Source organism: Kitasatospora sp. NA04385, from assembly GCF_013364235.1.
GTDB lineage: Bacteria > Actinomycetota > Actinomycetes > Streptomycetales > Streptomycetaceae > Kitasatospora.
On the sequence record NZ_CP054919.1, the window covers coordinates 3,399,138 to 3,419,197 of the forward strand.

The following is a 20,060-nucleotide window of genomic DNA, read 5'->3' on the forward strand; positions in this document are numbered from 1 at the left end:
GCGCCGTCGGTGACGGCCAGGCGGAGCAGGGCGGCGGCGTCCAGCTGCGGGTCGTCGCGGCGGTCGGCGAGGAAGCGCAGGGCGGCGGCGAGCTGTCCGGCGTCCACCTCGATCCACTGGCCGCGGAACCGGACCAGGCCTGCCTGGGCGGCCGCGAGTTCGTCCAACTCCTGCTGGGTGAGCGGCTGTTCGCCGACGGCGAGCTGCCAGCGGAAGTCCAGGACGGCGTCCCGGTCGGCCTGGGCGGCGCGCCGGACGGAGCCGGGGGCGGCGGCGGTGCCGCCGGTGGCGGCGAGGCCGAGCCGGGCGGCGCTGCCACCAGGCGGGCAGCAGGACGCGGTGGCCGGCGGCGGTGAGCGCGGGGGCGCTGTCGCGCAGGAAGGCGAGCGCGCCGGCCCGGTCGAGGTCGAGGCCGGTGGGGCGGGTGCGGTGCAGGGCGGCCCGCAGGCCGGGCAGCAGGCGGGCGGCGCGGTCCAGTTCGGCGAGGTACGCCTCGACCGGGTCGTCGACCGTCCGGGCCAGGGCGGCGGCGCCGGGGCCGCCGGACCAGAGTTCGGCGGCGGGCAGCAGCAGCGAGGGCCGGTCGACGGGGCCGAGCAGCACGTCCAGCCGCCAGTTCTCGTCCGGGACGGTGGCGTCCGGGTCGTCGGCGGCGGTGCCGAGCGGTTCGGCGAGGCGGAAGGCGAGCCGGAGCCGGCCGAGGGGCGCGGTGCCGGCGGCGTCGGCGGCGAGGCGGGCGACCTGGGCGGGGTCGGGCGGGCGGGCAGCCGGCCGTCGGGGCCGTGCAGGGCGGCGAGCCAGGCCGGGCCGCCGGGGCGGGCGGGGGGCCGTCGGCCAGGGCGACCCGGGTCTCGTGGTCGGTGAGGGCGTCCAGCACGGTGTCGAGCAGAGCACTGCCGGTGGGTTCGTGGCCGTCCTCGGCGCGGGCGACCGGCGGGCAGCCGGCCGCCAGCGCGAGCGCCCCNGGCGGGTGTCCGGCGCGTGCGCGGGCCGCCAGCGGGCGGCCCACCCGGCGGGCTCCGCGACCAGCGCGGGCAGCACCCGGCCGCGCCCGGCCAGCCGCCAGGCCAGGTCGTGCACGCCGGTCAGCCAGCGCAGCGACGCCCCGTACGCGAGTTCCGCCGTCCGGCCGCCGGGCAGTTCGACGGTGGTGCCGGGCCAGTGCGGGTCGAACAGTTCGCCGAGCAGTTGCGCGGCCTCGGCCCGGTCGAACAGCAGCGCCGGGATCCGCCACGGCCGCAGCTCCGGGCCGCGGGCGGTGGAGCCGACCGGGAGGTCGGGCGAGGGGGTGGGCCGCGAGCCGAGCGTCGGCAGCCGCAGCGTCAGCCACCGCTCGTCCCCGCGCTCGGCCAGCCAGGCCGGGCCGGGCCCGACGGCGGCCAGCAGCGCCGCGACCTCGCCCGCCGGGCAGGCGTACGGGTGCCGCGCGCCCTCCACCCGCCGCCCGCCGAACGCCCCGGCGTCCTCCGCCCACACCCCGAGCCGGCCGTCGACCCGCCACTGGGCGTGCAGGACGTACATCGGGCCTCCGGGGATCGGGCGCAAGGACCTTCCAGGGTAGATGCGCGACCAGGGGCCCGGCGGCACGCATTCAGGGGCCCGGGGAACTGTCGGCAGACGAGCATGCACCACCAGGGGCCCGGGGAACGGCGGGTCCGTGCTGCTGGTGGCCGGAGCCCATCGGAGGTCGGGGCTGCTGCGTGCAGTGACAAGAACCCGAAGCAGCTGCGCGCCACGGCAGTGCACCGCCAGCAGCCCGGGCCTCGCCGTTCCCCGAGCCCCTGACGGGGCGCTCAGCTGACGTGGAAGACCGGCCCGCGCGCCGTGAACGGCAGCGTCGCGCCGCGCGGAATGTCGGGGCTGGCGGACTGGCGGCGGAAGGGGCGGGCGTAGGAGCGCAGCGGTTCGGGGTGCGGGACGTGCCCGGCGGCCCAGCCGAGCCAGTCGTCGGAGCTGGCCCGCAGGTGGCCGTGGACCAGGCGGTTGACCAGCGCGGAGGGCATCGGAAGTGGCGGCGGTTCAGCTCGTCCAGGAACAGGCAGTAGGGCTGGTCGCGGGCGATGGTCCCGGGCGGGCAGAACCGGGAGCGGCCCTCGGGGGTGATCTGCGGGGCGCCGATCAGGTCCTCGGGGGCGAGCTGGGTGCCGAGCAGCGAGACGCACTCCAGGCCGAGCGACTCGGCGAGGGGATTTCTGGGGTCCGGCGGCCGGTGTGGAGGGCGCGGCGGGCGGGCGCACCCGGTTTTCCGCGGCGCGGCCGCCGGAGAGGTTTCGGACAACTTTCAACTTCATGGTTGAAAGTTGAACCAGATCGGCGTACGGTGAACCGCGTGAACAAGTTGAAGCCTCAACAAATGGCTTCGGCCCCCGTCCCGAGGAGAGAAGTCATGGGCATCTTCAACCGCAGCAAGAACACCGCCGCCACCGCCACCGCCGCCACCACTGCCGCTCCGGCCGCCGCCACCGAGGCCCAGGGCCCGGACCTGGCCCACCTGACCGGCGACTACACCATCGACGCCGCCCACTCCAAGATCGGCTTCGCGGTCCGGCACGCGATGGTCACCAACGTCCGCGGCGAGTTCGCCGAGTACGAGGGCAAGCTGTACCTGGACGGCGGCAACCCGGCCGCGTCCACCGCCGAGCTGGTGATCAAGGTCGCCTCGATCAGCACCGGCCAGGCCCAGCGCGACGAGCACCTGCGCACCGGTGACTTCTTCGACGCCGCCGCGTACCCGGAGATCACCTTCCGGTCGACCTCCGCCGAGCGGGTCGAGGGCGACACCTACCGCCTGCACGGCGACCTGACCATCAAGGGCACCACCCGCCCGGTCGCCCTCGACCTGGAGTTCACCGGCGCGGCGACCGACGTGTACGGCGCCGACCGGGTCGGCTTCGAGGGCGGCACCAGCGTCGACCGCACCGCCTGGGGCCTGACCTACAACGCCGCGCTGGAGACCGGCGGCGTGCTGATCGGCGAGAAGGTCAAGCTGACGCTGGACGTCTCCGCCGTGCGAGCCTCCTGAACCCGCCCGTCCCGGCCGCCCGTCCGGCCTCCCCGGTACCGCCCCCGCCGTCCCCCTCGGCGGGGGCGCCGCCGTTCCCGGAGCCGCCCGTCGACGCCCGCCGGACCGCAGCGCCACGGCCCCTCGGCCGAACAGCGCCCCCTCAGACGGACAGCAGCGCCGCGTCCTCGGCCGGCAGCCAACTGCCCGGCGGGCGGCGCAACCAGCCCTCGGCGGCGGCCAGTTCACCCGCGCAGGCACGCAGCGCGGCCAGCCCCGGGTGGCGGCCGCCCGGCCGGTGCACCAGGCCGACCAGGCTGAGCGGCACCGGGTCGACCAGCGGCCGGACCACCCCGCCCGGGAGGTCCCGCGCCCCGGCGGCGGTCAGCACCGGGTCGCCGTGCCGGGCCAGGTAGCGGGCGAACTCGGCGGCGCCGACCGGCGGGGTGCGACCGGGCGCGGCCGCCAGCCCGTGCGCGCCCAGCAGCCGCAGGCCCAGGTCGGTCCACTCGGCGGTGGCGGGCTGCCCGGCGAACACGTCCACCCGGTGCCCGGCCAGCGCGGCCAGCGGGACGGCGGGCAGCGCGGCCAGCGGGTGGTCCGGCGGCAGGAAGAGCGCCATCGGCTCCAGCCGGACCGGCAGGTGGGCCAGCCGGGCCCGGTCGGCGGCGGGCAGCCCGGCGTACCGGCCGAACGAGGCGTCCAGCCGGTGGGCGGCCAACTCCCTTGCGGCGGAGGTGAGTCCGCCCAGGTAGCGGGCCAGCAGTTCGGCCTCCGGGCAGCGGCGGCGGGCCGCGGCGAGCACCCGTTCGGCGGCGTGGTCCGGCCCCCAGTCCTGGCTGTTGAGGTCGACCAGCAGCGCCCGGGTGTCGCCCAGCGCGGTGATCTCCGCCTGGAGTTCCAGCAGTTGGCGCGCCTTCGGGAGCAGCGCCGCGCCCGCCTCGGTCAACTCCACGCTGCGGGTGGAGCGGTGCAGCAGCACGCAGCCCAACTCCCGTTCCAGCGCCTGGACGTCGCGGCTGACGGCCTGCTGGGCCAGGTGCAGCCGCTCGGCGGCGCGGCCGAAGTGCAGCGTCTCGGCGACGGCGGCGAAGCTGCGCAGCAGGCGGGGGTGGAGGTCGCGGGGCACGCCCGGAAGATTAACAACGGGAAGCGGTGAATGCGGCGGAGCGGGTGTTGGACGCCGCCGCTCCCCCGCCCCGAGGCTGGAGGCTCCCCCCACCCCTCGGAGCTCGGAGCCCCTCCTTGTCGCTGCCGCTCGCCCGCTACCGCCCGGTGTTCGCCGCACCCGGCACCCTGGCCTTCACGCTGTCCGGGCTGCTCGGCCGGCTCGCCCTGGCGATGAACGGCGTCTGCGTCGTGGTGCTGGTCGCCGACCGGCGCGGCTCGTACGCGCTGGCCGGGGCGGTCTCCGCGGTCGGGGTGCTGGCCGGCGCGGTCCTGCTGCCGCTGCTGGGACGACTGGTCGACCGGCTCGGGCAGTCCCGGGTCGCGGTGCCCGCGGTGCTGGCCGGCGCGCTGCCGACGGGGGCGCTGCTGCTGTGCGTCCGCTCCGGCGCGCCCGCCTGGACGCTCTTCCTGTGCTGGGCGCTGTCCGGCAGCAGCCCCGACCTGGGCGGCCTGGCCCGGGCCCGCTGGGCGCACCTGCACCGCGCCGACCCGGCCGTGCTGCACCGGGCCAACGCGCTGGAGCAGTCGCTGGACGAGCTGTGCTTCATGGCCGGACCGGTGCTCGGCATGGTCCTGTGCACCGCCGCCTTCCCCGAGGCCGGGCTGCTCGCCGCGCGGGTGCTGGGCACCGCGGGCACCCTGCTGTTCGCCGCCCAGCGCGCCACCGAGCCACCGCTGCCGCCGCACCGCCCCGGGCGCACCGGGGGGCTGCTCCGGACGCCCGGCCTCCGGCCGCTGCTGGCGGTGTTCCTGGCCGCCGGGGTGCTGTTCGGCTCGCTGGAGGTGACCACGCTCGCGTACACCGACGCACTCGGCCGGCAGTCGGCGGGCGGCGGGCTGCTGGCCCTGGTCGCGGCCGGGTCGTGCGCCTCGGGGCTGGTGTTCGGCGCGGTCCGACCGCGTCGCCCGGCGGCGGTGCGGCTGGCGCTGGGCACCGGCGCGATGACCGCCCTGATGCTGCTGCCGCTGTCGGCGGGCCTGGCCGGGGCGGGCGTGCTGCCGCTGGGCGCGGCGCTGCTGGCGGCCGGGTCGGGCACCGCGCCGACCATGGTCAGCGGCATGACGCTGGCCCAACGGCTGCTGCCCGCCCACCGGTTGACCGAGGGGATGGCGATGGCGGTCGCGGCCATCCTGGTCGGCATCTCCACGGGTGCGGCGCTCGGCGGCACGCTCGCCCAGCACTGCGCGCCGGGCACCGGCTACCTGCTGCCGTGCTGCGCCGCCGCGCTCGCGCTGCCGGCGTCCGTCCGCCTGGCCCGCGGGGTGGAGCCCGGCCCGCGGGGCGGGCCGACGGCGGGTCAGCGCCAGCCGTAGACGTACTCGGGCAGCCGCGTCCCGTCCGCGAAGTGCGCGGTGCCGCGGCCGAGCCGGCGGGCGCCGTGCCGCTCGTAGAACGCGACGGCGCGCCGGTTGGCGGCCAGCACGTCCAGCCGGACGGGCACGTCGGGGAAGCGGTCCAGGGCGGCGCGCAGCAGCCGGGTGCCGATCCCGCCACCGGTGCGGTCGGGGCGGACGTGCAGCTGCTCCAGCCGGACTTCGCCGCCGTCCGGCACCAGGTGGGCGAAGCCGACGAGGGCCCGCCCGGCCCCGGGGTCTCGTCCGGGCTCCTCGGCGAGCAGCAGGACGGGGGTGTCGGCGGGCGTCCCGTAGTCGGCCTCCAGCCGCAGCGTCCAGAGCATCTCCTGCTGGGCGTCCTCCGCGTCGAGCACCCGCTCCGGCACCAGGTGGGCGTACGCGGCGCGGCGGCTGGCGGCGTGCAGCCGGGCGACGGCGGCGGCGTCCGCGGCGGTGCCCTCGCGCAGGACGGGCGGGGACGCTGCGGGCAGTGACGCTGCGGGCGGGAGCGGGGACGCTGCGGGCGGGGGCGCTGTGGACGGGAGCGGGCGGTGGTCGGGGGCGGGCATCCGTCCAGCCTTCCACACCTCCCGCGACCGCCCGCATCCCTGCCCGGCTTTCCACGCTCCGGGGTTGAGCGTGTCCGAACCGGTGCCCTAGAGTCGTCCCGACAGGTTCCTGAACGCGTTCGAAAACCTGTTCCCGGCGGCCGGAGGGGGAGCCGTCCGGTTCCGATTCGCCCTCCCGGTCCGGAGTTGTCCCGGTCCGGGCTAGGCTCGGACGGGTAGACGACCGGGACGGAAGCGAATCAGGCGGGGCGAGGTGTCAGGTAGCGGCCAGGAGCGGACTCATCAGCGCCCGGTAGGGTCGGGCGGCGTGGAGAACGCGAACGACAGCACGGAGCAGGCACCCGGCCCGCCCGGGTCCGGCGAGCTGGCGGGCGGCCGGGCCCAGCCGAAGACCGACAAGAGCGAGGCCACCCGCGCGCTGATCCTGGAGACCGCGATGCGGATGTTCCAGGAGCGCGGCTACGAGAAGACCACCATGCGGGCGATCGCCGCCGAGGCGGGCGTCTCGGTCGGCAGCGCCTACTACTACTTCTCGGCCAAGGAGTTCCTGATCCAGGGCTTCTACGACCAGATGACCTACGAGCACGCCGCCGACGCCAAGGCCCGGATGGCGCACACCCGGGACTTCGCCGAGCGCCTCCAGATCGCGATCGACTCCTGGATCGACACCGCCGCCCCGTACCACGAGTTCTCCGCCCAGTTCTTCCGCACCGCCGCCGACCCGACCAGCTCGCTCAGCCCCTTCTCCAACGAGTCCCACCCCGCCCGGGCCACCGCCGTCGAGCTCTTCCGCGAGGTCCTCCAGGGCTCCGAGCTCGCCCCCAAGCTGGACGCCGAACTGGTCGACCTGCTCCCGGACGTGCTCTGGCTGCACCTGATGATCGTCGTCCTCTACTGGGTCTTCGACCGCACCCCCGACACCGAGCGCACCCGCGAGTTCGTCCGCCGCTCCACCCCCCTGGTGGCCCGGCTGATCAACCTCTCCCGCTACCGGGTCTTCCGTCCCCTGGTCCGCGACGCCAAGGGCCTGATCCAGGACTTCGTGCTCCCCAGCATCGGCAAGACCATCGTCAAGTGAAGATCGCCGCCGAGTGAGGGCCCCCGTCGAGTAGGGTCCCCGGCAGGGGGACGGACACGGGCGGGGGCGCGGATGAGGGACGAGGAGACGTCCCGGCTGGTGGTGGCGGCCCAGCAGGGCGACGTGTTCGCCATGGACGCGTTGATCACCGAACTGACCCCGTACGTCGGGCGGATCTGCGCCTCGGTGGCCCTGGAACACGCCCCGGACGCGATGCAGGAGGTGTTCGTCGCGGTGTTCCGCGGCCTGCACGGGCTGCGGACGCCGGAGGCGCTGTACGGGTGGGTGCGCGTCATCGCCGTGCGCGAGGCGGTGCGGGTCGCCCGGCAGCACCGGCGGGAGGTCGCCGTGCCCGACCTGGCGGACGTTCCCGCGGACGGGGACGCGGCGCTCGCGGGCGACGTGGCGGACGTGCTGCGGCGGCTCGGCCCGCAGCAGCGCGCGGTGCTGGTGCTGCGGCACCTGGAGGGGCTGGACGAGCAGGAGGTGGCCCGGCTGCTCGACGTGCCGGTGGGGACGGTCAGGTCGAGGCTCTTCCGGGCCAGGGCGGCCTTCCGGCGTGCCTGGGAGTGAACCCGCCCGACCTCCCCCCGCGCTGCGCTTCTGACCTCCCTGACCTCCCTGGTATTCCTGCTCTACCCTCCTGACCTCCCTGCTCCGCCCTCCCCGGCCTCAGGCCCGGCGGGCCGCGATCCGCGCGCCGAGCCGGTCCAGGAGCGCTTCGCTGCGCGCCCCCGCGCCCGGCCGGCGCAGCGCCTGCAGGGCGCCGCCACCGGGGAGCCGGAAGGCGCTCAGGTAGCCGAACCGGGTGCCGCCGTCCTCGGGTTCGGCGGCCATCGCGCCCAGCAGCACCCGGCTCTGCATCAGGCACCAGCCCGGGGCGAGCAGCACCTCGAAGGTCTCCCGGTGGCCGAGCCTGCTGACCGCGACGGCCCGGAACCGCCCGCCCGCCGCGCCGCCCACCGCGCCATCGTCCGGCCGCTCTCCGGCCTCCGGGGTGAACGACCGTACGCCGGGCAGGAGTTGCGGGAGTTCGCGCTCCAGATCGGAGACGACCTCCCACAGCCGCTCCGGGGGGACGTCGAACCGGCGGGTGGCGCAGACCGGGTTCCTCGCCGTCGAGGCGATCACCCGCAGCCGGCGCAGCGGTCCGAGCTCGGCCGTCGGCCAGGTGGTACCGCTCGATTCGGGCACGGCCGCGACTCCTTGACTGATCGGCGCCGGAACGCCCCCAGGCTATCCGGCGCCGTCCGGCCCCCTCCCCGTCAGCGCGGGAACAGCTGCCTGACCCGTTCGGCGACCAGTTCGGGCCGTTCCTCCGGCAGTTGGTGCCCGGCGCCCGGGACGGTCTCGACCCGCAGGTCGTCGCAGAACTCCGTACCGCCCGCGAGGAGCCGGGGCGGGATCACCGGGTCGTGCTCGCCGGTGAGGGCGAGCGTGGGCGTCCGCAGCCGCAGGGCGTGGAACTCCGCGCGGCGCAGGGCGGCGAGGTCCCGGGCGACGAAGGCCCGGTGGACGGACTCCCCCGCCAGCGCCGCCAGCGGCACCCGCGCGGCCTCCGCGAACTCGGCGACCTCCGCGGCGGTGAGTGCGGAGCGGTCGGCCGGGCCGCGGCGCAGCAGGAAGCGGGTGAAGGCGGGCCAGTGGCGCAGCACGGCGCGGCCGAGCGGCGGCCACTCCAGGGCGAGCGTGTACCAGAAGCGCCAGGCGCTGCCGAGGGTGGCGCGGCGCTGCGGCCAGAGGTGGACCATGTTCAACGCCAGGTACCCGTCGAAGCGTTCGGGTCGGCGGGCGCAGGCCAGGTACCCGGCCCAGGCGCCCCAGTCGTGGGCGACCAGGAACGCCGAGTCCAGCTCCAGCGCGTCGAGGAAGCCCACCAGGTCGGCCGCCCGCGCCTCGGTCGACCAGCGCCCGGGCGCACCCTCGGACCAGCCGAAGCCCGGCATGTCCGGGCAGAGCAGCCGGAAGTCCCCGGCCAGCAGCGGCACCACCCGCCGCCAGGCGAACCAGTGCTGCGGGAAGCCGTGCACCAGGACGACCGGCGGGGCGTCGGCGGGCCCTGCCTCGGCGTAGTGCAGGCGCAGGCCGCCCACCTCGGCCGTGCCGTGCCGCACTCCCGCGAGCTCGGGCAACGGTCGTTGTGACGGCATCAATTGACGTGTCATCGGTTCTCTCCCCGGTCGGTTCCGTCGAACGTCCTGCCGGGAAGAGGAGCCGCCCCGCCCCCGCACTCCCCCACCCCCGCGTGACGTGCACCACAGGAATCGCCCGGCCCCCGTCACGCCTTCCGGTGGTCGCGCCAGGCGCACGCGGCACCGATCATCCGGGCCGTCCACGCATCCGGGTCGCCCCCGCCGATCTCTTCCCACATCCGGGCGTTGGCCACGGCGAACGCGTCCACCCCCGCTGCGGAAGCCGCCTGCCACCCGGGAACGCGGGACGCCCACCCCTCGGCCGAGGCGGGTCCGTGCCCGAACGCGATGAGCCAGAGCGCCCAGTACGCGGCGTCCAGCCATGGAGCCCCCCTGGTGGCCCAGGCCCAGTCGACGAGTCGGGCCTGCCGACCGGCCACGAGGACGTTCGTGTCGTGCCAGTCGGTGTGAAGCAGCGCGTCCCCGGCGAAATGGCCGAGGTCCGCCGGCCGCCCCGCGTACCGGGCCACGCACTGTTCGGCCCGCCTCAACTCGATCGGTGGACACGGGATTTCGGCCCGGCTGCAAGACGACGTGGGCCCCCAGGAACGGAGCCGCGATCAGATCGTGCGCCATGTCGTTCCCCTCTTCTCCGGACGTGGAACCTTGGGCGTTCGCCGCGTTCAGCACCACGGGTGGACGAGCGGGTTCAGCCCCCCTCCCCGGCACGGCTGCCGTCAGGTCGGTGAGCACGGGCCTCGGTGGCTTCCGGGGGCGGGTCGGTGTGGATCTCGCTCCAGACGGTTTCGCGGGCGGTGCCGTCGTTGCGGGAGGGCGGGGAGTAGCGGTGTCCCCAGCGGTCGCCGAGGGCGAGGGCGTCCAGGACGGCCCGGTGGTCGTCGGCGCCGTGGGGACGGAGGATCGCGAGCTCGATGCGGTAGCCGGTGGGGGTGGTGGTGAGCTTGGCGTCACCGCCGCCGGCGAGGGAGAGCTGCTCGGCGAGGCGCCAGGCGCGCCGCTGCGGGTCGTTGTCGGTCACGGCTGTACCGCCTTGCGGGCAGAGGGCTGCTGGGGAAGGTGCAATTCGCCTCGGAGACAGGCGAGTTCGAGGAGCGCTTCGGCGGTGCGCTGGACCCAGGGCAGTCCCGCGCAGCCGAGCGCGACGGCGCCGTGCTCGGGGGCGATGTCGTCGCGGTAGACGGGCGAGAGCCCGGGCGGCGGGTCGAGGCGGGCGGCGCGGAAGGCCAGCTCCAGCAGGTCGGCGGCCTGTTCGGCCCGGGTGAATCCGTCACGGAGGAAGCGCCGGAGGGTGTCGGCGGCCTCCAACGACTGTCCGGTGTACAGCACTTCGGTCCCCTCGGGGTCAGGCCGCAGTGTCACGGGCGGCAGGGGTACAGCGCGGACACGCACAGGCCGGCCAGGTCAGCGCCGAGACCAGCGGCAGGACGAGGTCCTCGTCGAAGGCGCAGGAGGAGACCTGCACCCGACTGCCGTCGGCCCGCACGGTGTAGACCCGGATGGTCAACCGGGCAGTCGGATCGCCGGGCGCGGCACCGGGGAGGGGCAGGCCCACCCCCGGCGGGGCGGCAGAGCTTTGCTGACTGGTCATCACGATCCTTGCCTCGCACGGCGGCTGACCTTGGCAATGGTCACTTTCTGTGCCTCAAGCCTTGCCGAGCGGCACTACCCTGAACAAGGAGCGCCGCGTTGCGGACCTGCGCGGATGCGGGCGCGGAACACGAAGGAGGCTGGACGGATGGGCTGGCAAGAACGCGACCTTCAGCCGAATCTCTCGCCCCGACACTTCTACGGCGCCGAGATCCGCCTCCACCGGGCGAACAACGACATGTCGTTGGAGAGCCTGGGGAACATCATCAAGTTCTCCAAGGCGCACCTGTCCCGGATCGAGAGCGGAGCGTCCAAGCCTCCGGAGGGCCTGTCGGAGAAACTGGACATGGTCTTCGGGACGAACGGACTGTTCTGCCGCCTCTACGAGCTGGCGAAGCGGGAGCCGTTCCCCGACAAATACAGCACGTTCCACAAGCTCAACAGCCGCGCGGTGGAACACGCCTCGTACTCGCTGTCGTTCCCGGGCCTGCTCCAGACCGAACGGGTGATCAGGGCGATCATGCACGGGAGCGGGTCCCGGGCGTCGGACGAGGAGATCGAGAGCTGGCTGACCGCCCGACTCGGACAGCAGGAACGGCTCCGCACCGAACCAGCGGTGTGCGAGTACTGGTTCATCATCGACGAGGCCGCGCTGCAACGTCCCATTGCCGGGCCGGAGGTAATGGTGGAACAGCTCTCTGCACTGCTGGCCGCTGGTCGGCGCCGCAATGTGACGGTGCAGGTGCTGCCGTTCAGCGCTGGTGTGCACTCACGGATGAGCGGCTCCTCGCTCATCATGCTCACTTCGCCCGATGGATCGATGGCCGCCTACGAGGAGGGTGATCGATGGGGGCGTTTGCACGATGACACAGAGACAGTTGTGAGTCGTAGGAAGGACTACGATCTGTTGCGGGCCCAGTCCCTCTCGCCGAGGAGTACCGAGGCCAAGATCAGCTCCGCTTTGGAAGGATTCGCTGAGGATGCGCGCCGACGGCATGCCTGAGAACTGGGTCAAGAGCAGCTACAGCAACGATGACGGCGGCGCCTGCATCGAGGTGGACACCAACCACCCCGGCACCGTCCGCGACTCCAAGGACCCGGCCGGGCCCCGCCTGCGCTTCACCCCCGCCGCCTGGGCCGCCTTCGTCTCCTCCGCCGCCGCAGGCGAGTTCGGCACCGTCTGAGTCGTCTCCCCGCTCAGGCCACGTTCTCGGTGCGGTCCGCCGGGAACGGGGCGCCGTAGGCGGTCCAGAGCGGCATGACGCGCGGGGTGATGGCCGGGCGGGGGGCCGGGTGGACGGCGATCCGGGTGGCGGGGCCGTGGACGAGCGGCAGGCGGGGCATGATCGTGCGGCGCAGCGCGTGCAGGGAGAGCGGGTGCCGGAACCGGGAGCACACCGGGAGGGTGTTCGGCGGTCGCACGGGTGCCGGTGCGGCGGCGGGGAGGCCGCCCGCCCGGTGGCGGCCCTTCGGGGTGTCGACTCCCGTGCGGTGACGGCCGGTTGGGGTGTCTCCTGGGCCGGAGAGGTACCAGGCGATGGCGAAAACGAGAAACAGCGCGGCGATGGCGATGCAGGGTGCCGCCCAGACGCTAAGGTGGAACATGTCGAAGCCCCCATGGTTTTCTTTTTTCTGGGTGGGCGCTTCGACTCCGCCCCGGGGGTGTTGCTGCACCCACCGGGGCATTTCTCCGTGCTGCCGAGAGCGGCCCGATCGACCCGAACGCTATGCAGCGGCAAGGGAACTGTCGATCCGTCAGATTCGAACGGCCACGCCCGCGCCGGACTCCCGTTCACCCCTCCGGGCGGTCACCGCGGAAGGCGTTCTCCCAGTTCGCGGACGATACGCCAGAGTTGCGCTCCGGCCGCGCCAACTCCACGCCATCGCAGGAGTGTTCGGCACACCTGGGGGTGAAGGGAACAAGCTCCCGATTGACGTCCGGCGCCTCGCTCAACTCCGCCCGGCACGCCGGGCGTTGTCGTTCTCGGCGGCCCGCAGCACAGCGGCCCTGGCCGCGCCCGGATCGACCTCCGGGAGGGCGAACAGACCCGGCACGGCGGCCAGGTGGCGGGCGGGGTCGTCGTCCCAGCGGTGCACCGTCCAGCCCGGCCAGCGGGCCGGGACGGCGTCCGGGTCGGGGAGGTTGGTGAGCGTCCACCAGCCGAGGGTGCGGCGCTCCGGGTCAAGGTGCAGGCCCGCGTCGGCGGCCACCTCGCGGTGACTGAAGTCGGTTGCCCCGTCCAGCCGTTGCAGCAGTGCGGGGCCCTCGGTAGCGGGGTGGTCGCCGATGTCGGCGAGCAGGTGGCAGCGGCTGCTACTGCGGCTGCGGCTGCGGCTGGGGCCGACCGTCACCACGACGAGCGCGGACTCCTCGGCGGCGACCTCCCACTCCGCACTGAGCGGCGGCGCGACCACCGGGCGCACGTCCCGGTCGCGGACGGTCTCCGGGTCGCGGCCGAGGTACCGGAGCAGGTCGGCGTTGCCGTCGAGGCACCAGCGCACCTCCCAGCCGGGCCAGGCCTCCCGGAGCAGCGCGAAGACGGCCGCGCGCAGCCGGGGGTCGGTGCTCGGGCCCTCCCAGGCGAAGAACAGCAGCACCCGGCGCGGCAGGTCGACCAGGACCGCGCCCTGGCAGAACACGTCGTCCAGCCAGTACCCGCCGGGCCCGAGCGCCCGGATCCGCTCGACGGTGCGCGCCGGGCCGGCCAGCAGCGCGAGGTCGAGCCCGACGGCGCCGTACTTGTCCACGTACGGCCCGTGCACGGCCCGGTTCCCGTCCAGCAGCACGAAGTTCGCCCGGTCCCCCATGCCCGCCAGCCTGCCCGGAACCCGCCCCGACCGCCAGTGGGTCACCGGCGGCGGGGTCAGGGGCCGCACCAGGGGCGGCGGCGGGTCAGAAGCCGTCCGGGTTCCAGGGGGCGCGGGCGGTGCGCAGCAGGGTGTCCGCACGGACGGCCGCGCCCGGGGTCAGCTCGGTGAGCAGGGCGGCGTCGGCGAGGGCCGCCGCGCTGCCGCCGCCCAGGTAGAGGGTGCCGAGCCGGGAGACGTCGAGCGCGAGGTCGGCCGGGTCGTCGGTGGGGGTGATCCGGCCGGTGCCGTCGGCGGCGGTCTCCAGCGCCCAGCGCCCGGCCGTCCAGCCCTCGCGGTCGGTGACGTCCAGCACCAGGCGGCCGGGGGCCTCGTAGCGGCGGGCGGCGAACGCGGCGGGCAGGTCGAGCAGCCGCAGCCAGGTGAAGTCGGAGCTCTCCTCGTGCGGCTTGGCCCCGCGCGGGTCCGCCAGCAGCAGCGGCAGCACGTCACCGGCGCCGAGGTGCGGCGCGACGACGTGCCGCACCCAGTCGACCGAGAAGGCGAACGCCCAGAGCGCGTTGGCGGTCTCCCGGTCGAGCGCGATGAAGTCCCGGACGGTGAGCGGGCAGTCGGGGTAGGAGCCGTCCCACTTGTCGTCGACGGTGTAGTTGAGCATGCCGGTGAGGGTGCCGTCGGCGGTGCGGTGGAAGGCGGTGAAGCCCTGCTTCCAGTCGAAGCCGGGCAGGTCGACCTCGCCGACCCGCAGCCGCCACCAGGCCTCGGGGCGGCCGATCGCACCGGGCTGGGTGGGCCGCCAGCGCTCGTGCAACTCGGGGCCGTGCTTGCGGAACTCCTCCAGGGTGGCGAAGTCGATCCGATGGCCCTCGTGCACGGGCAGCCCGGCCCGGATGCCGCCGGAGCGCAGCACGTCGACCCGCCAGCCCGCCAGCGGGGCGGCCGAGCCGAAGCCGAAGCGGCCGTAGATGTTGTGCTCGGCGGCGATCAGGATCGCGGCGGCCGCGCCGCGCTCGCGGGCGGCCGTCAGGTCGTGCCGCATCATGCCACTGAGCAGACCGCGCCGGCGGTGGGTGGCGTTGACCGTGACGGCGGTGATCGCGTCGACCGGCAGCAGCGCCCCGCCGGGCACCGTCAGCCCGGTGTCGAAGCTGCGGAAGGTCGCCACGCAGCGCGGCCGGCCGTTCGCCGCCGCCGGGCCGTCGTGGTCGAAGGCCCCCAGCATCCGGCCCGGTTCGAACAGCAGCTCCCGCCACTGCGTCGCCGGGGCGACGTGCGGGCGCATGAACCCGAGCGCGATAGCCCGGTCCCAGTCGGCCAGTTCCTCGTGGGTGATCGGCCGGATCTCGATGCCCCGGTGGGGGCCCTGTCGTGCGTCGTTGCCCATCGGGCCACCGTACGACGGCCCCCCGCCCCCGGCATCCGGTTTTCCGGCCGGTCGGAGCGGGCGCGGCCCGGTGCGGCCCGGCCCGGCGGGCGCGGCCCGGCCCGGTCCGGCGCGCAGGACGGCGGCCCGGGCGCGGGGCCCGGACCGCCGGTTCGGTTCCCGCCGGAGCGGGCGGGGGCTACAGGCCCCAGGTGCCGCTGGCCCAGAGCGCCCGGCCGTCGCGCTGGTAGACGACGAAGTTGCCGTCGTCCTGGAGGACGGCGTACCCGCCGGGGTTCCCGCCGGTGTTGGTGGACCAGAGCGCGTTATTCCAGGAGCCGAAGCTCTCCAGCGGGTAGAGGACCAGGTTGCCGTCGTCCTGCATCCGCAGCGTGGATTTCGGGTGGCCCCAGGTGTTGGTGGACCAGATCGCCTTGTCGTCGCGCTTGCGGTACAGCACGACGTTCCCGTCCGGCTGGACGATCAGCCAGGCCGAGGCCGACTCCGTCCAGGAGCCCGAGAGGATCTCGCCCGGCGAGCCCGCCACCCCGGGGCAGAAGGCGGACGGCTCGTCGAAGGTGCTGGAGCTCCACGACTTGCCGGGCGTGCCGACCAGGAAGAGGGCGCCCGGAAGGATCGTCAGGGTGGCGCCCGGCAGCCCCCAGGTACCGGTGGACCAGAGCGCGCCGCCGGTCTCGGGGCCGCCACCGGCCTGGTACACCACGAAGTTGCCGTCGCTCTGGAGGAGACCGTACGCGCCCGGGTGGCCCCAGGTGCCGCTGCTCCAGATCGGGTGGTTCGGGCCGCCGGTGGAGTTGACCAAATAAAGCACCAGGTTGCCGTCGGGCTCCATGGTCAGGACGGCCTTCCCGTCCTTCGCCGCCAGGCTCTGACCCGAAGTCAGCTTCCACCCGGCCGACTGGCGGTCCGCCACCGTGGTCGGGCCGGGCAGCTGGCACTTGGGCGTCGGCGGCTCCGCCGAACCCGCCGCCTGCGCGGTCGGCACCATCCCGACCATCGCCGCCGCAGCCAGCAGACCGGCCGCCGCCGCACTCGTCACGCGTCGCCGCATGAGGTTCCCCCCTCTGTCTCCTGCTGAATTTCGTGGGCGAACCTAGCACGTGCGGGAGACGGCAGAGCAAACGTTTTTTCAGCACTTCCAGGCCCTACCGCCCCCTCCCCGTCCCGGCGCCCGGCCATCGCCCGCACCGCCGGGACGACCCCCGCGACCAGGGCGAGCGCGACCGCCAGCACGAGCCGGGCCGCGGGCAGCGAACCGGCCGCCGGGTCGGGCCCGCCGAGCCGCGCCAGGAAGACGCCGCCGAGCAGCGCGGTGCCGAGGGTGGCGCCGAACTGCTGGACGGCGTTGAGCAGTCCGGCGGCCGAGCCGGTCTCGTGCGGGCGGACCCGGGACAGCGCGGCGGTGAAGAACGGCACCGTGAACAGCCCGCAGCCCAGCCCGGTCACGGCCAGCCCGGGCAGCACCCACCACGGGTAGTGGCGGGCACCGGTCGCGGCGTACCCGGCGAGCGCCGCCGCCAGGCCGACGGCCAGCACCGCCAGCCCGGCCCGCATCACCCGGCTGCCGTACCGGGGCACCAGCCGGGCGCCCGCCGCGAGCGAGCCGGCCGCCATCGCGGCGGTCCACGGCAGCAAGGTCAGTCCGGCGGCCAGCACGCCGCGGCCCGCGCCGAGTTGGACCTGGAGCACGATCACCGGGAGCAGTCCGTTGAGCACCGCGAAGAACAGCGTGGAGGCGACCAGTGCGGCCGGGAAACCCCGGTCCCGGAACAGGCCCGGCTCGACCAGGGTCGCCCGCCCGGCCCGCGTCCGGGCCCGCTGGTGCAGCACGAAGAGCACCAGCAGCGCGGCCCCGCAGCCGAGTTCGGCCGCCCGCCGGACGTCCCGGACACCGTGCCCGCCGTGTCCGCCGGTCAGCAGCGGCAGTGAGAGCAGCGCCCCGGCCGCCGCGAGCAGCACCGTGCCGACCGGGTCGAGCCGCCCGCCGCCGATACCCCCGCCGATGCCCCCGCCGGTGCCCCGCCGCGGCCGCCGGGGCCGCCGGGACCGCCCGGCAGCAGCCGCGCACCCGCCAGCACCGCGCCCGCCAGCGGCAGGTTGACCAGGAACGCCGCCCGCCAGGACAGGCCGAACAGGTCGGCCCGGGTCAACACCGCGCCCAGCAGCGGCCCGAGGATCGCGGCCAGCCCCATCACCGGCCCGATGCCGCTCATCGCCCGGGCCAGTTCGGGCCCGTCGAACAGCTCCCGGATCAGCCCGACCGTCTGCGGGATGACCAGCGCCGCCGCCGCGCCCTGCACCGCCCGCGCCGCCAGCAGCGGCCCCGGCCCGGGGGCCAGCGCGCACCCCAGCGAGGCGGCCGCGAACCCGGCCGCGCCCAGCACGAACACCCGCCGCCGCCCGGCCAGGTCGCCGAGCCGCCCGCCGGTGACCAGCAGCACCGCGAACGGCAGCGTGTACGCGGCGTTGAACCACGGGATCTCGGCGGCCGGGCCGCCCAGGTCCGCCTGGATCACCGGCGCGGCGACCGTCACCACCGTCGCGTCCAGCAGGTTCATCGCCTCCGCCACCAGCAGCACCGCCAGCGCCCACCAGCGCCACCGCTCCGTCCGCCCGTCCATCCCGGCCCCCTCTCCTCGTCCGGCCGGCCGTCCGCGGCCCGCCCGCGCCCCAGCCTCGGCAGCGGCCCCGGACCGCCTCCAGCCACGGCGTCTCGATGGTGGATTTCCTCCAGCGCACCCGCCCGTGAAGCGGATTAGGCTCACCTCGACGAAGGGGGCGACCGTGCTGGACGCGCTGGAGCGGGCCGTGGTGCAGGCGCTGCAGGTCGACGGCCGGGCGCCGTTCGAGCGGATCGGTGCGGCGCTGGGGGTGTCCGCGCAGACGGTGGCGCGGCGCTACCGGAGGCTGCGGGCCGAGGCCGGGCTGCGGGTGGTCGGGGTCGCCGACCACGAGCGGGCCGCGCAGGCCCAGTGGGTGGTGCGGGTGGCCGCCGTGCCCGGGGCGGCGGAGGAGATCGCCCGGGCGCTGGCCCGCCGACCGGAGACCTCCTGGGTGAAGCTGACCTCGGCGGGCACCCAGATCTTCGCGATCGTCCGCTCCGACCTGGCCGAGCACCCGCCGGTGCTGAGCCGCCTGCCGCACACCCGGGGCATCACCTCGGTCTCCGCGCACTGCCTGCTGCACACCTACCTCGGCGGCCCGACCGCCTGGCACGGCCGCCTGCAGTCACTGACGCCCGGCCAGACGTCCCTGCTCGCACCCGACCTGCCGGAGCGGCCCGCCACTCCCCCGACCGCGACCGACCTACGCCTGCTGGACGCGCTGCGCCACGACGGCCGCACCCCGTACGCCGAACTCGCCGCCGCGGCCGGCTGCTCGGTCGGCACCGCCACCCGGCGCCTCGCCGAACTCCGTTCCAGCCGACAGCTGTTCTTCGACGTGGAGGTCGACCCGTCCGGCTACGGCATCGCCACCCGCGCACTGCTCTGGCTGACCGTCCGCCCCGCCGACCTCGACCGAATCGGCACCGACCTGGCCGGACACCCCGAACTCGCCGTGGTCGCCGCCGTCACCGGGCCCGCCAACCTGCTCGCCCAGGCCCTCTGCACCGACCCGGCCGACCTGCACCACTACCTGACCCACCGACTCGGCGCCCACCCGGAGATCCACCACGTCGAGACCGAACCCGTGGTCCGCACCGTGAAGGCCGTCGGCCACCTCCCCCTCGCCCCCCGCCCACCCCGCAGCCGGTGAACGCCCGGCGGCGACGGCTGACCTGTAGGTTCCAATCGTGATCTTCATTCGGCTTCAGCCTGAGCTGGGCTGTTGTCGCCCTTCCCAGTGATCTTGCGCGGGTTTTGACCCATCTTCTTTGCGTTTCCTCACTGGCAGGGTGGGCAGGCCGTCACTGTGTACTCACTGAAGTGCCCCGGCAGGTACGGGATTGCCGGGCTCCGTCGTGGATCTTGCGACGTCTACCTGGGCGAGTCCGCGAGTGCGCACAGCTCATCGATGAATCGGCTCGGCGGCGAGGGCTTGAACTGGGCGTCGTTCCACTGGTGCCACATGCCTCCGGGGGCGAGGAGACGGCTGGCGCGGTCGGTTCCCGCCTGACTGTCGATGTGGAGGAGCGCGCTGATGGCCCAGTGCTGGTCGTACTGGCAGTCGGGCTGTTGGAGATAGCGTTCCAGGTAGGCCACCAGGTGCAGGGCATCTTCCTCCGTGCAGAAGCGTGCGAGAGCGAAGCAGTAGCCCTGACCGGAGAAGCACAGCTGGCTGGCGAGAAGCAGGTCACCCAGCACGTCTCGGAAGTGCTGCCGGCGGTCCACACCGATCAACCAGGCAGCGGTGAGGCGGGAGCGCCATTCGCTCTCCAGGAGGATTTCGAGTTCCTCATCGGTGATCGCCTGAGCAGCTGAGCGCAGTGACTGGAGGAAGGGTGTGCGCTCACGCTCGTCGTCACGGGCGAAGTTGGCGTGAAGGAGGTGGAGGTAGCGCCCGGTGTCGTTGGTTATGGGCTTGACGTAGCGCTCGATGACATCGAGCAGTTCGGGGTCCGAGGGGCGAGGAAAGCGCATGTCGGCATCTTCCCGTTCGCCATTGGTCTGCGGCCAACTGATTCTGAGGCTGGCTCGGGGTGGGACCGTCAGCCCACGGGCAGGACTCTTCCCCACATCGCCGAAGCTGGGCAATGATCTGCTCATGGATGACCTCCTGAAGTTCCTCCACACCCGCTACGAGGCGGACAATCATGCCTATGCCGAGGTGGCTTACCGCTTCGGGGCTGACGCCCTGCTTGACAGCCACCTGCCGATGCTCGACCTCGTCGACATGCTGGCCCGGGACTACGAGGCAATGGATTCGTCCGACGCGCGCTTCGCCGGCCTCGGCCATGCCTTGCGCGTGCTCGTACAGTCGTACGCCGAACACCCCGGCTACCGGGCGGAGTGGCGACCCTAGAACCTGGTCCAAG

23 protein-coding genes and 2 pseudogenes are annotated in these 20,060 nt (G+C 74.6%); 8 read left to right on the forward strand and 17 right to left on the reverse strand.

From position 1 onward, the window contains the following. Nucleotides 1–74: 74 nt before the first annotated feature. Both HUT16_RS39745 and HUT16_RS15015 read right to left on the reverse strand, forming a co-directional pair. Nucleotides 75–1,521: pseudogene (locus tag HUT16_RS39745) on the reverse strand (SNF2 helicase-associated domain-containing protein); the annotation flags it as partial. 407 nt (nt 1,522–1,928) lie between these two features. Next, nucleotides 1,929–2,176: pseudogene (locus HUT16_RS15015) on the reverse strand (MoxR family ATPase); the annotation flags it as partial. A gap of 210 nt (nt 2,177–2,386) precedes the next feature. On the opposite strand from HUT16_RS15015, the gene HUT16_RS15020 reads away from it, so the two are divergent. Then, nucleotides 2,387–3,022, forward strand: a complete 636-nt coding sequence (locus tag HUT16_RS15020) for a YceI family protein (RefSeq protein ID WP_176188681.1) — start codon at nt 2,387–2,389, stop codon at nt 3,020–3,022. 142 nt (nt 3,023–3,164) lie between these two features. On the opposite strand, the gene HUT16_RS15025 is transcribed toward HUT16_RS15020, so the two are convergent. Beyond that, a complete protein-coding gene (locus tag HUT16_RS15025) occupies nt 3,165–4,130 on the reverse strand; it encodes a LysR family transcriptional regulator (RefSeq protein ID WP_176188682.1) in 966 nt (321 codons plus the stop codon). A 116-nt stretch (nt 4,131–4,246) separates the two neighbouring features. Between HUT16_RS15025 and HUT16_RS15030 the strand changes: the two genes are divergently transcribed. Beyond that, entirely contained in the window at nt 4,247–5,485 is a 1,239-nt protein-coding gene (locus HUT16_RS15030; RefSeq protein ID WP_254897813.1) for an MFS transporter, read from the forward strand. Here HUT16_RS15030 and HUT16_RS15035 read toward each other — a convergent pair. Beyond that, on the reverse strand, nt 5,470–6,075 hold the full coding sequence (locus HUT16_RS15035; protein ID WP_176188684.1) for an N-acetyltransferase: 606 nt from the start codon (nt 6,073–6,075) through the stop codon (nt 5,470–5,472). The genes HUT16_RS15030 and HUT16_RS15035 overlap by 16 nt on opposite strands. A gap of 307 nt (nt 6,076–6,382) precedes the next feature. Here HUT16_RS15035 and HUT16_RS15040 point away from each other — a divergent pair, with 307 nt between their 5' ends. After that, on the forward strand, nt 6,383–7,153 hold the full coding sequence (locus tag HUT16_RS15040; RefSeq protein WP_176188685.1) for a TetR/AcrR family transcriptional regulator: 771 nt from the start codon (nt 6,383–6,385) through the stop codon (nt 7,151–7,153). Nucleotides 7,154–7,225: 72 nt separating this feature from the next. Continuing rightward, a complete protein-coding gene (locus tag HUT16_RS15045) occupies nt 7,226–7,726 on the forward strand; it encodes an RNA polymerase sigma factor (protein ID WP_176188686.1) in 501 nt (166 codons plus the stop codon). 99 nt (nt 7,727–7,825) lie between these two features. Here HUT16_RS15045 and HUT16_RS15050 read toward each other — a convergent pair whose 3' ends face one another. The 6 genes from HUT16_RS15050 to HUT16_RS15075 form a co-directional block, all read right to left on the reverse strand. After that, nucleotides 7,826–8,347, reverse strand: coding sequence for an SRPBCC family protein (locus tag HUT16_RS15050; protein WP_176188687.1), 522 nt, complete (start codon nt 8,345–8,347; stop codon nt 7,826–7,828). A 71-nt stretch (nt 8,348–8,418) separates the two neighbouring features. Further along, nucleotides 8,419–9,285 (reverse strand): alpha/beta fold hydrolase, encoded by an 867-nt coding sequence (locus tag HUT16_RS15055; protein ID WP_176188688.1) that lies wholly within the window; start codon nt 9,283–9,285, stop codon nt 8,419–8,421. A 146-nt stretch (nt 9,286–9,431) separates the two neighbouring features. Beyond that, entirely contained in the window at nt 9,432–9,725 is a 294-nt protein-coding gene (locus HUT16_RS15060) for a hypothetical protein (RefSeq protein WP_176188689.1), read from the reverse strand. A gap of 269 nt (nt 9,726–9,994) precedes the next feature. After that, the gene (locus HUT16_RS15065; protein WP_176188690.1) at nt 9,995–10,324 is read right to left on the reverse strand and encodes a hypothetical protein; all 330 of its coding nucleotides are present in this window, start codon (nt 10,322–10,324) and stop codon (nt 9,995–9,997) included. Next, a complete protein-coding gene (locus HUT16_RS15070) occupies nt 10,321–10,632 on the reverse strand; it encodes a hypothetical protein (protein ID WP_176188691.1) in 312 nt (103 codons plus the stop codon). The genes HUT16_RS15065 and HUT16_RS15070 overlap by 4 nt, the downstream gene beginning before the upstream one ends. 16 nt (nt 10,633–10,648) lie before the next feature. Next, nucleotides 10,649–10,894: a hypothetical protein gene (locus HUT16_RS15075; protein ID WP_176188692.1), complete on the reverse strand. Its 246-nt coding sequence runs from the start codon at nt 10,892–10,894 to the stop codon at nt 10,649–10,651. A gap of 147 nt (nt 10,895–11,041) precedes the next feature. Between HUT16_RS15075 and HUT16_RS15080 the strand changes: the two genes are divergently transcribed. Together HUT16_RS15080 and HUT16_RS15085 are read left to right on the forward strand one after the other, a co-directional pair. Continuing rightward, complete coding sequence (locus HUT16_RS15080) at nt 11,042–11,896, forward strand: helix-turn-helix transcriptional regulator (RefSeq protein WP_176188693.1); 855 nt, start codon at nt 11,042–11,044, stop codon at nt 11,894–11,896. Next, complete coding sequence (locus HUT16_RS15085) at nt 11,889–12,077, forward strand: DUF397 domain-containing protein (RefSeq protein WP_254897814.1); 189 nt, start codon at nt 11,889–11,891, stop codon at nt 12,075–12,077. The genes HUT16_RS15080 and HUT16_RS15085 overlap by 8 nt, the downstream gene beginning before the upstream one ends. Before the next feature lie 13 nt (nt 12,078–12,090). Here the strand turns inward: HUT16_RS15085 and HUT16_RS15090 are convergent, their stop codons facing one another. The 6 genes from HUT16_RS15090 to HUT16_RS38205 all read right to left on the reverse strand — a co-directional run bounded on the left by HUT16_RS15090 (nt 12,091) and on the right by HUT16_RS38205 (nt 17,706). Then, nucleotides 12,091–12,498, reverse strand: coding sequence for a hypothetical protein (locus tag HUT16_RS15090; protein WP_176188695.1), 408 nt, complete (start codon nt 12,496–12,498; stop codon nt 12,091–12,093). A gap of 345 nt (nt 12,499–12,843) precedes the next feature. Further along, complete coding sequence (locus HUT16_RS15095; RefSeq protein ID WP_176188696.1) at nt 12,844–13,701, reverse strand: hypothetical protein; 858 nt, start codon at nt 13,699–13,701, stop codon at nt 12,844–12,846. 85 nt (nt 13,702–13,786) lie between these two features. Beyond that, nucleotides 13,787–15,085, reverse strand: a complete 1,299-nt coding sequence (locus HUT16_RS15100) for a GNAT family N-acetyltransferase (protein ID WP_176188697.1) — start codon at nt 15,083–15,085, stop codon at nt 13,787–13,789. A gap of 178 nt (nt 15,086–15,263) precedes the next feature. Then, the gene (locus HUT16_RS15105; RefSeq protein WP_176188698.1) at nt 15,264–16,136 is read right to left on the reverse strand and encodes a hypothetical protein; all 873 of its coding nucleotides are present in this window, start codon (nt 16,134–16,136) and stop codon (nt 15,264–15,266) included. Then, complete coding sequence (locus tag HUT16_RS38200; protein WP_254897815.1) at nt 16,121–17,044, reverse strand: MFS transporter; 924 nt, start codon at nt 17,042–17,044, stop codon at nt 16,121–16,123. Before HUT16_RS38200 ends, HUT16_RS15105 begins: the two co-directional genes overlap by 16 nt. After that, nucleotides 16,999–17,706: an MFS transporter gene (locus tag HUT16_RS38205; protein ID WP_254897816.1), complete on the reverse strand. Its 708-nt coding sequence runs from the start codon at nt 17,704–17,706 to the stop codon at nt 16,999–17,001. The genes HUT16_RS38200 and HUT16_RS38205 overlap by 46 nt, the downstream gene beginning before the upstream one ends. A gap of 163 nt (nt 17,707–17,869) precedes the next feature. Between HUT16_RS38205 and HUT16_RS15115 the strand changes: the two genes are divergently transcribed. After that, nucleotides 17,870–18,841: an Lrp/AsnC family transcriptional regulator gene (locus HUT16_RS15115; RefSeq protein WP_176188699.1), complete on the forward strand. Its 972-nt coding sequence runs from the start codon at nt 17,870–17,872 to the stop codon at nt 18,839–18,841. Nucleotides 18,842–19,062: 221 nt separating this feature from the next. On the opposite strand, the gene HUT16_RS15120 is transcribed toward HUT16_RS15115, so the two are convergent. Further along, entirely contained in the window at nt 19,063–19,791 is a 729-nt protein-coding gene (locus HUT16_RS15120; RefSeq protein ID WP_217712063.1) for a DUF6000 family protein, read from the reverse strand. Here HUT16_RS15120 and HUT16_RS15125 point away from each other — a divergent pair. Then, complete coding sequence (locus tag HUT16_RS15125) at nt 19,790–20,047, forward strand: DUF6221 family protein (RefSeq protein ID WP_176188700.1); 258 nt, start codon at nt 19,790–19,792, stop codon at nt 20,045–20,047. The two genes, HUT16_RS15120 and HUT16_RS15125, sit on opposite strands and share 2 nt — an antisense overlap. The last annotated feature ends 13 nt before the right edge of the window (nt 20,048–20,060 follow it).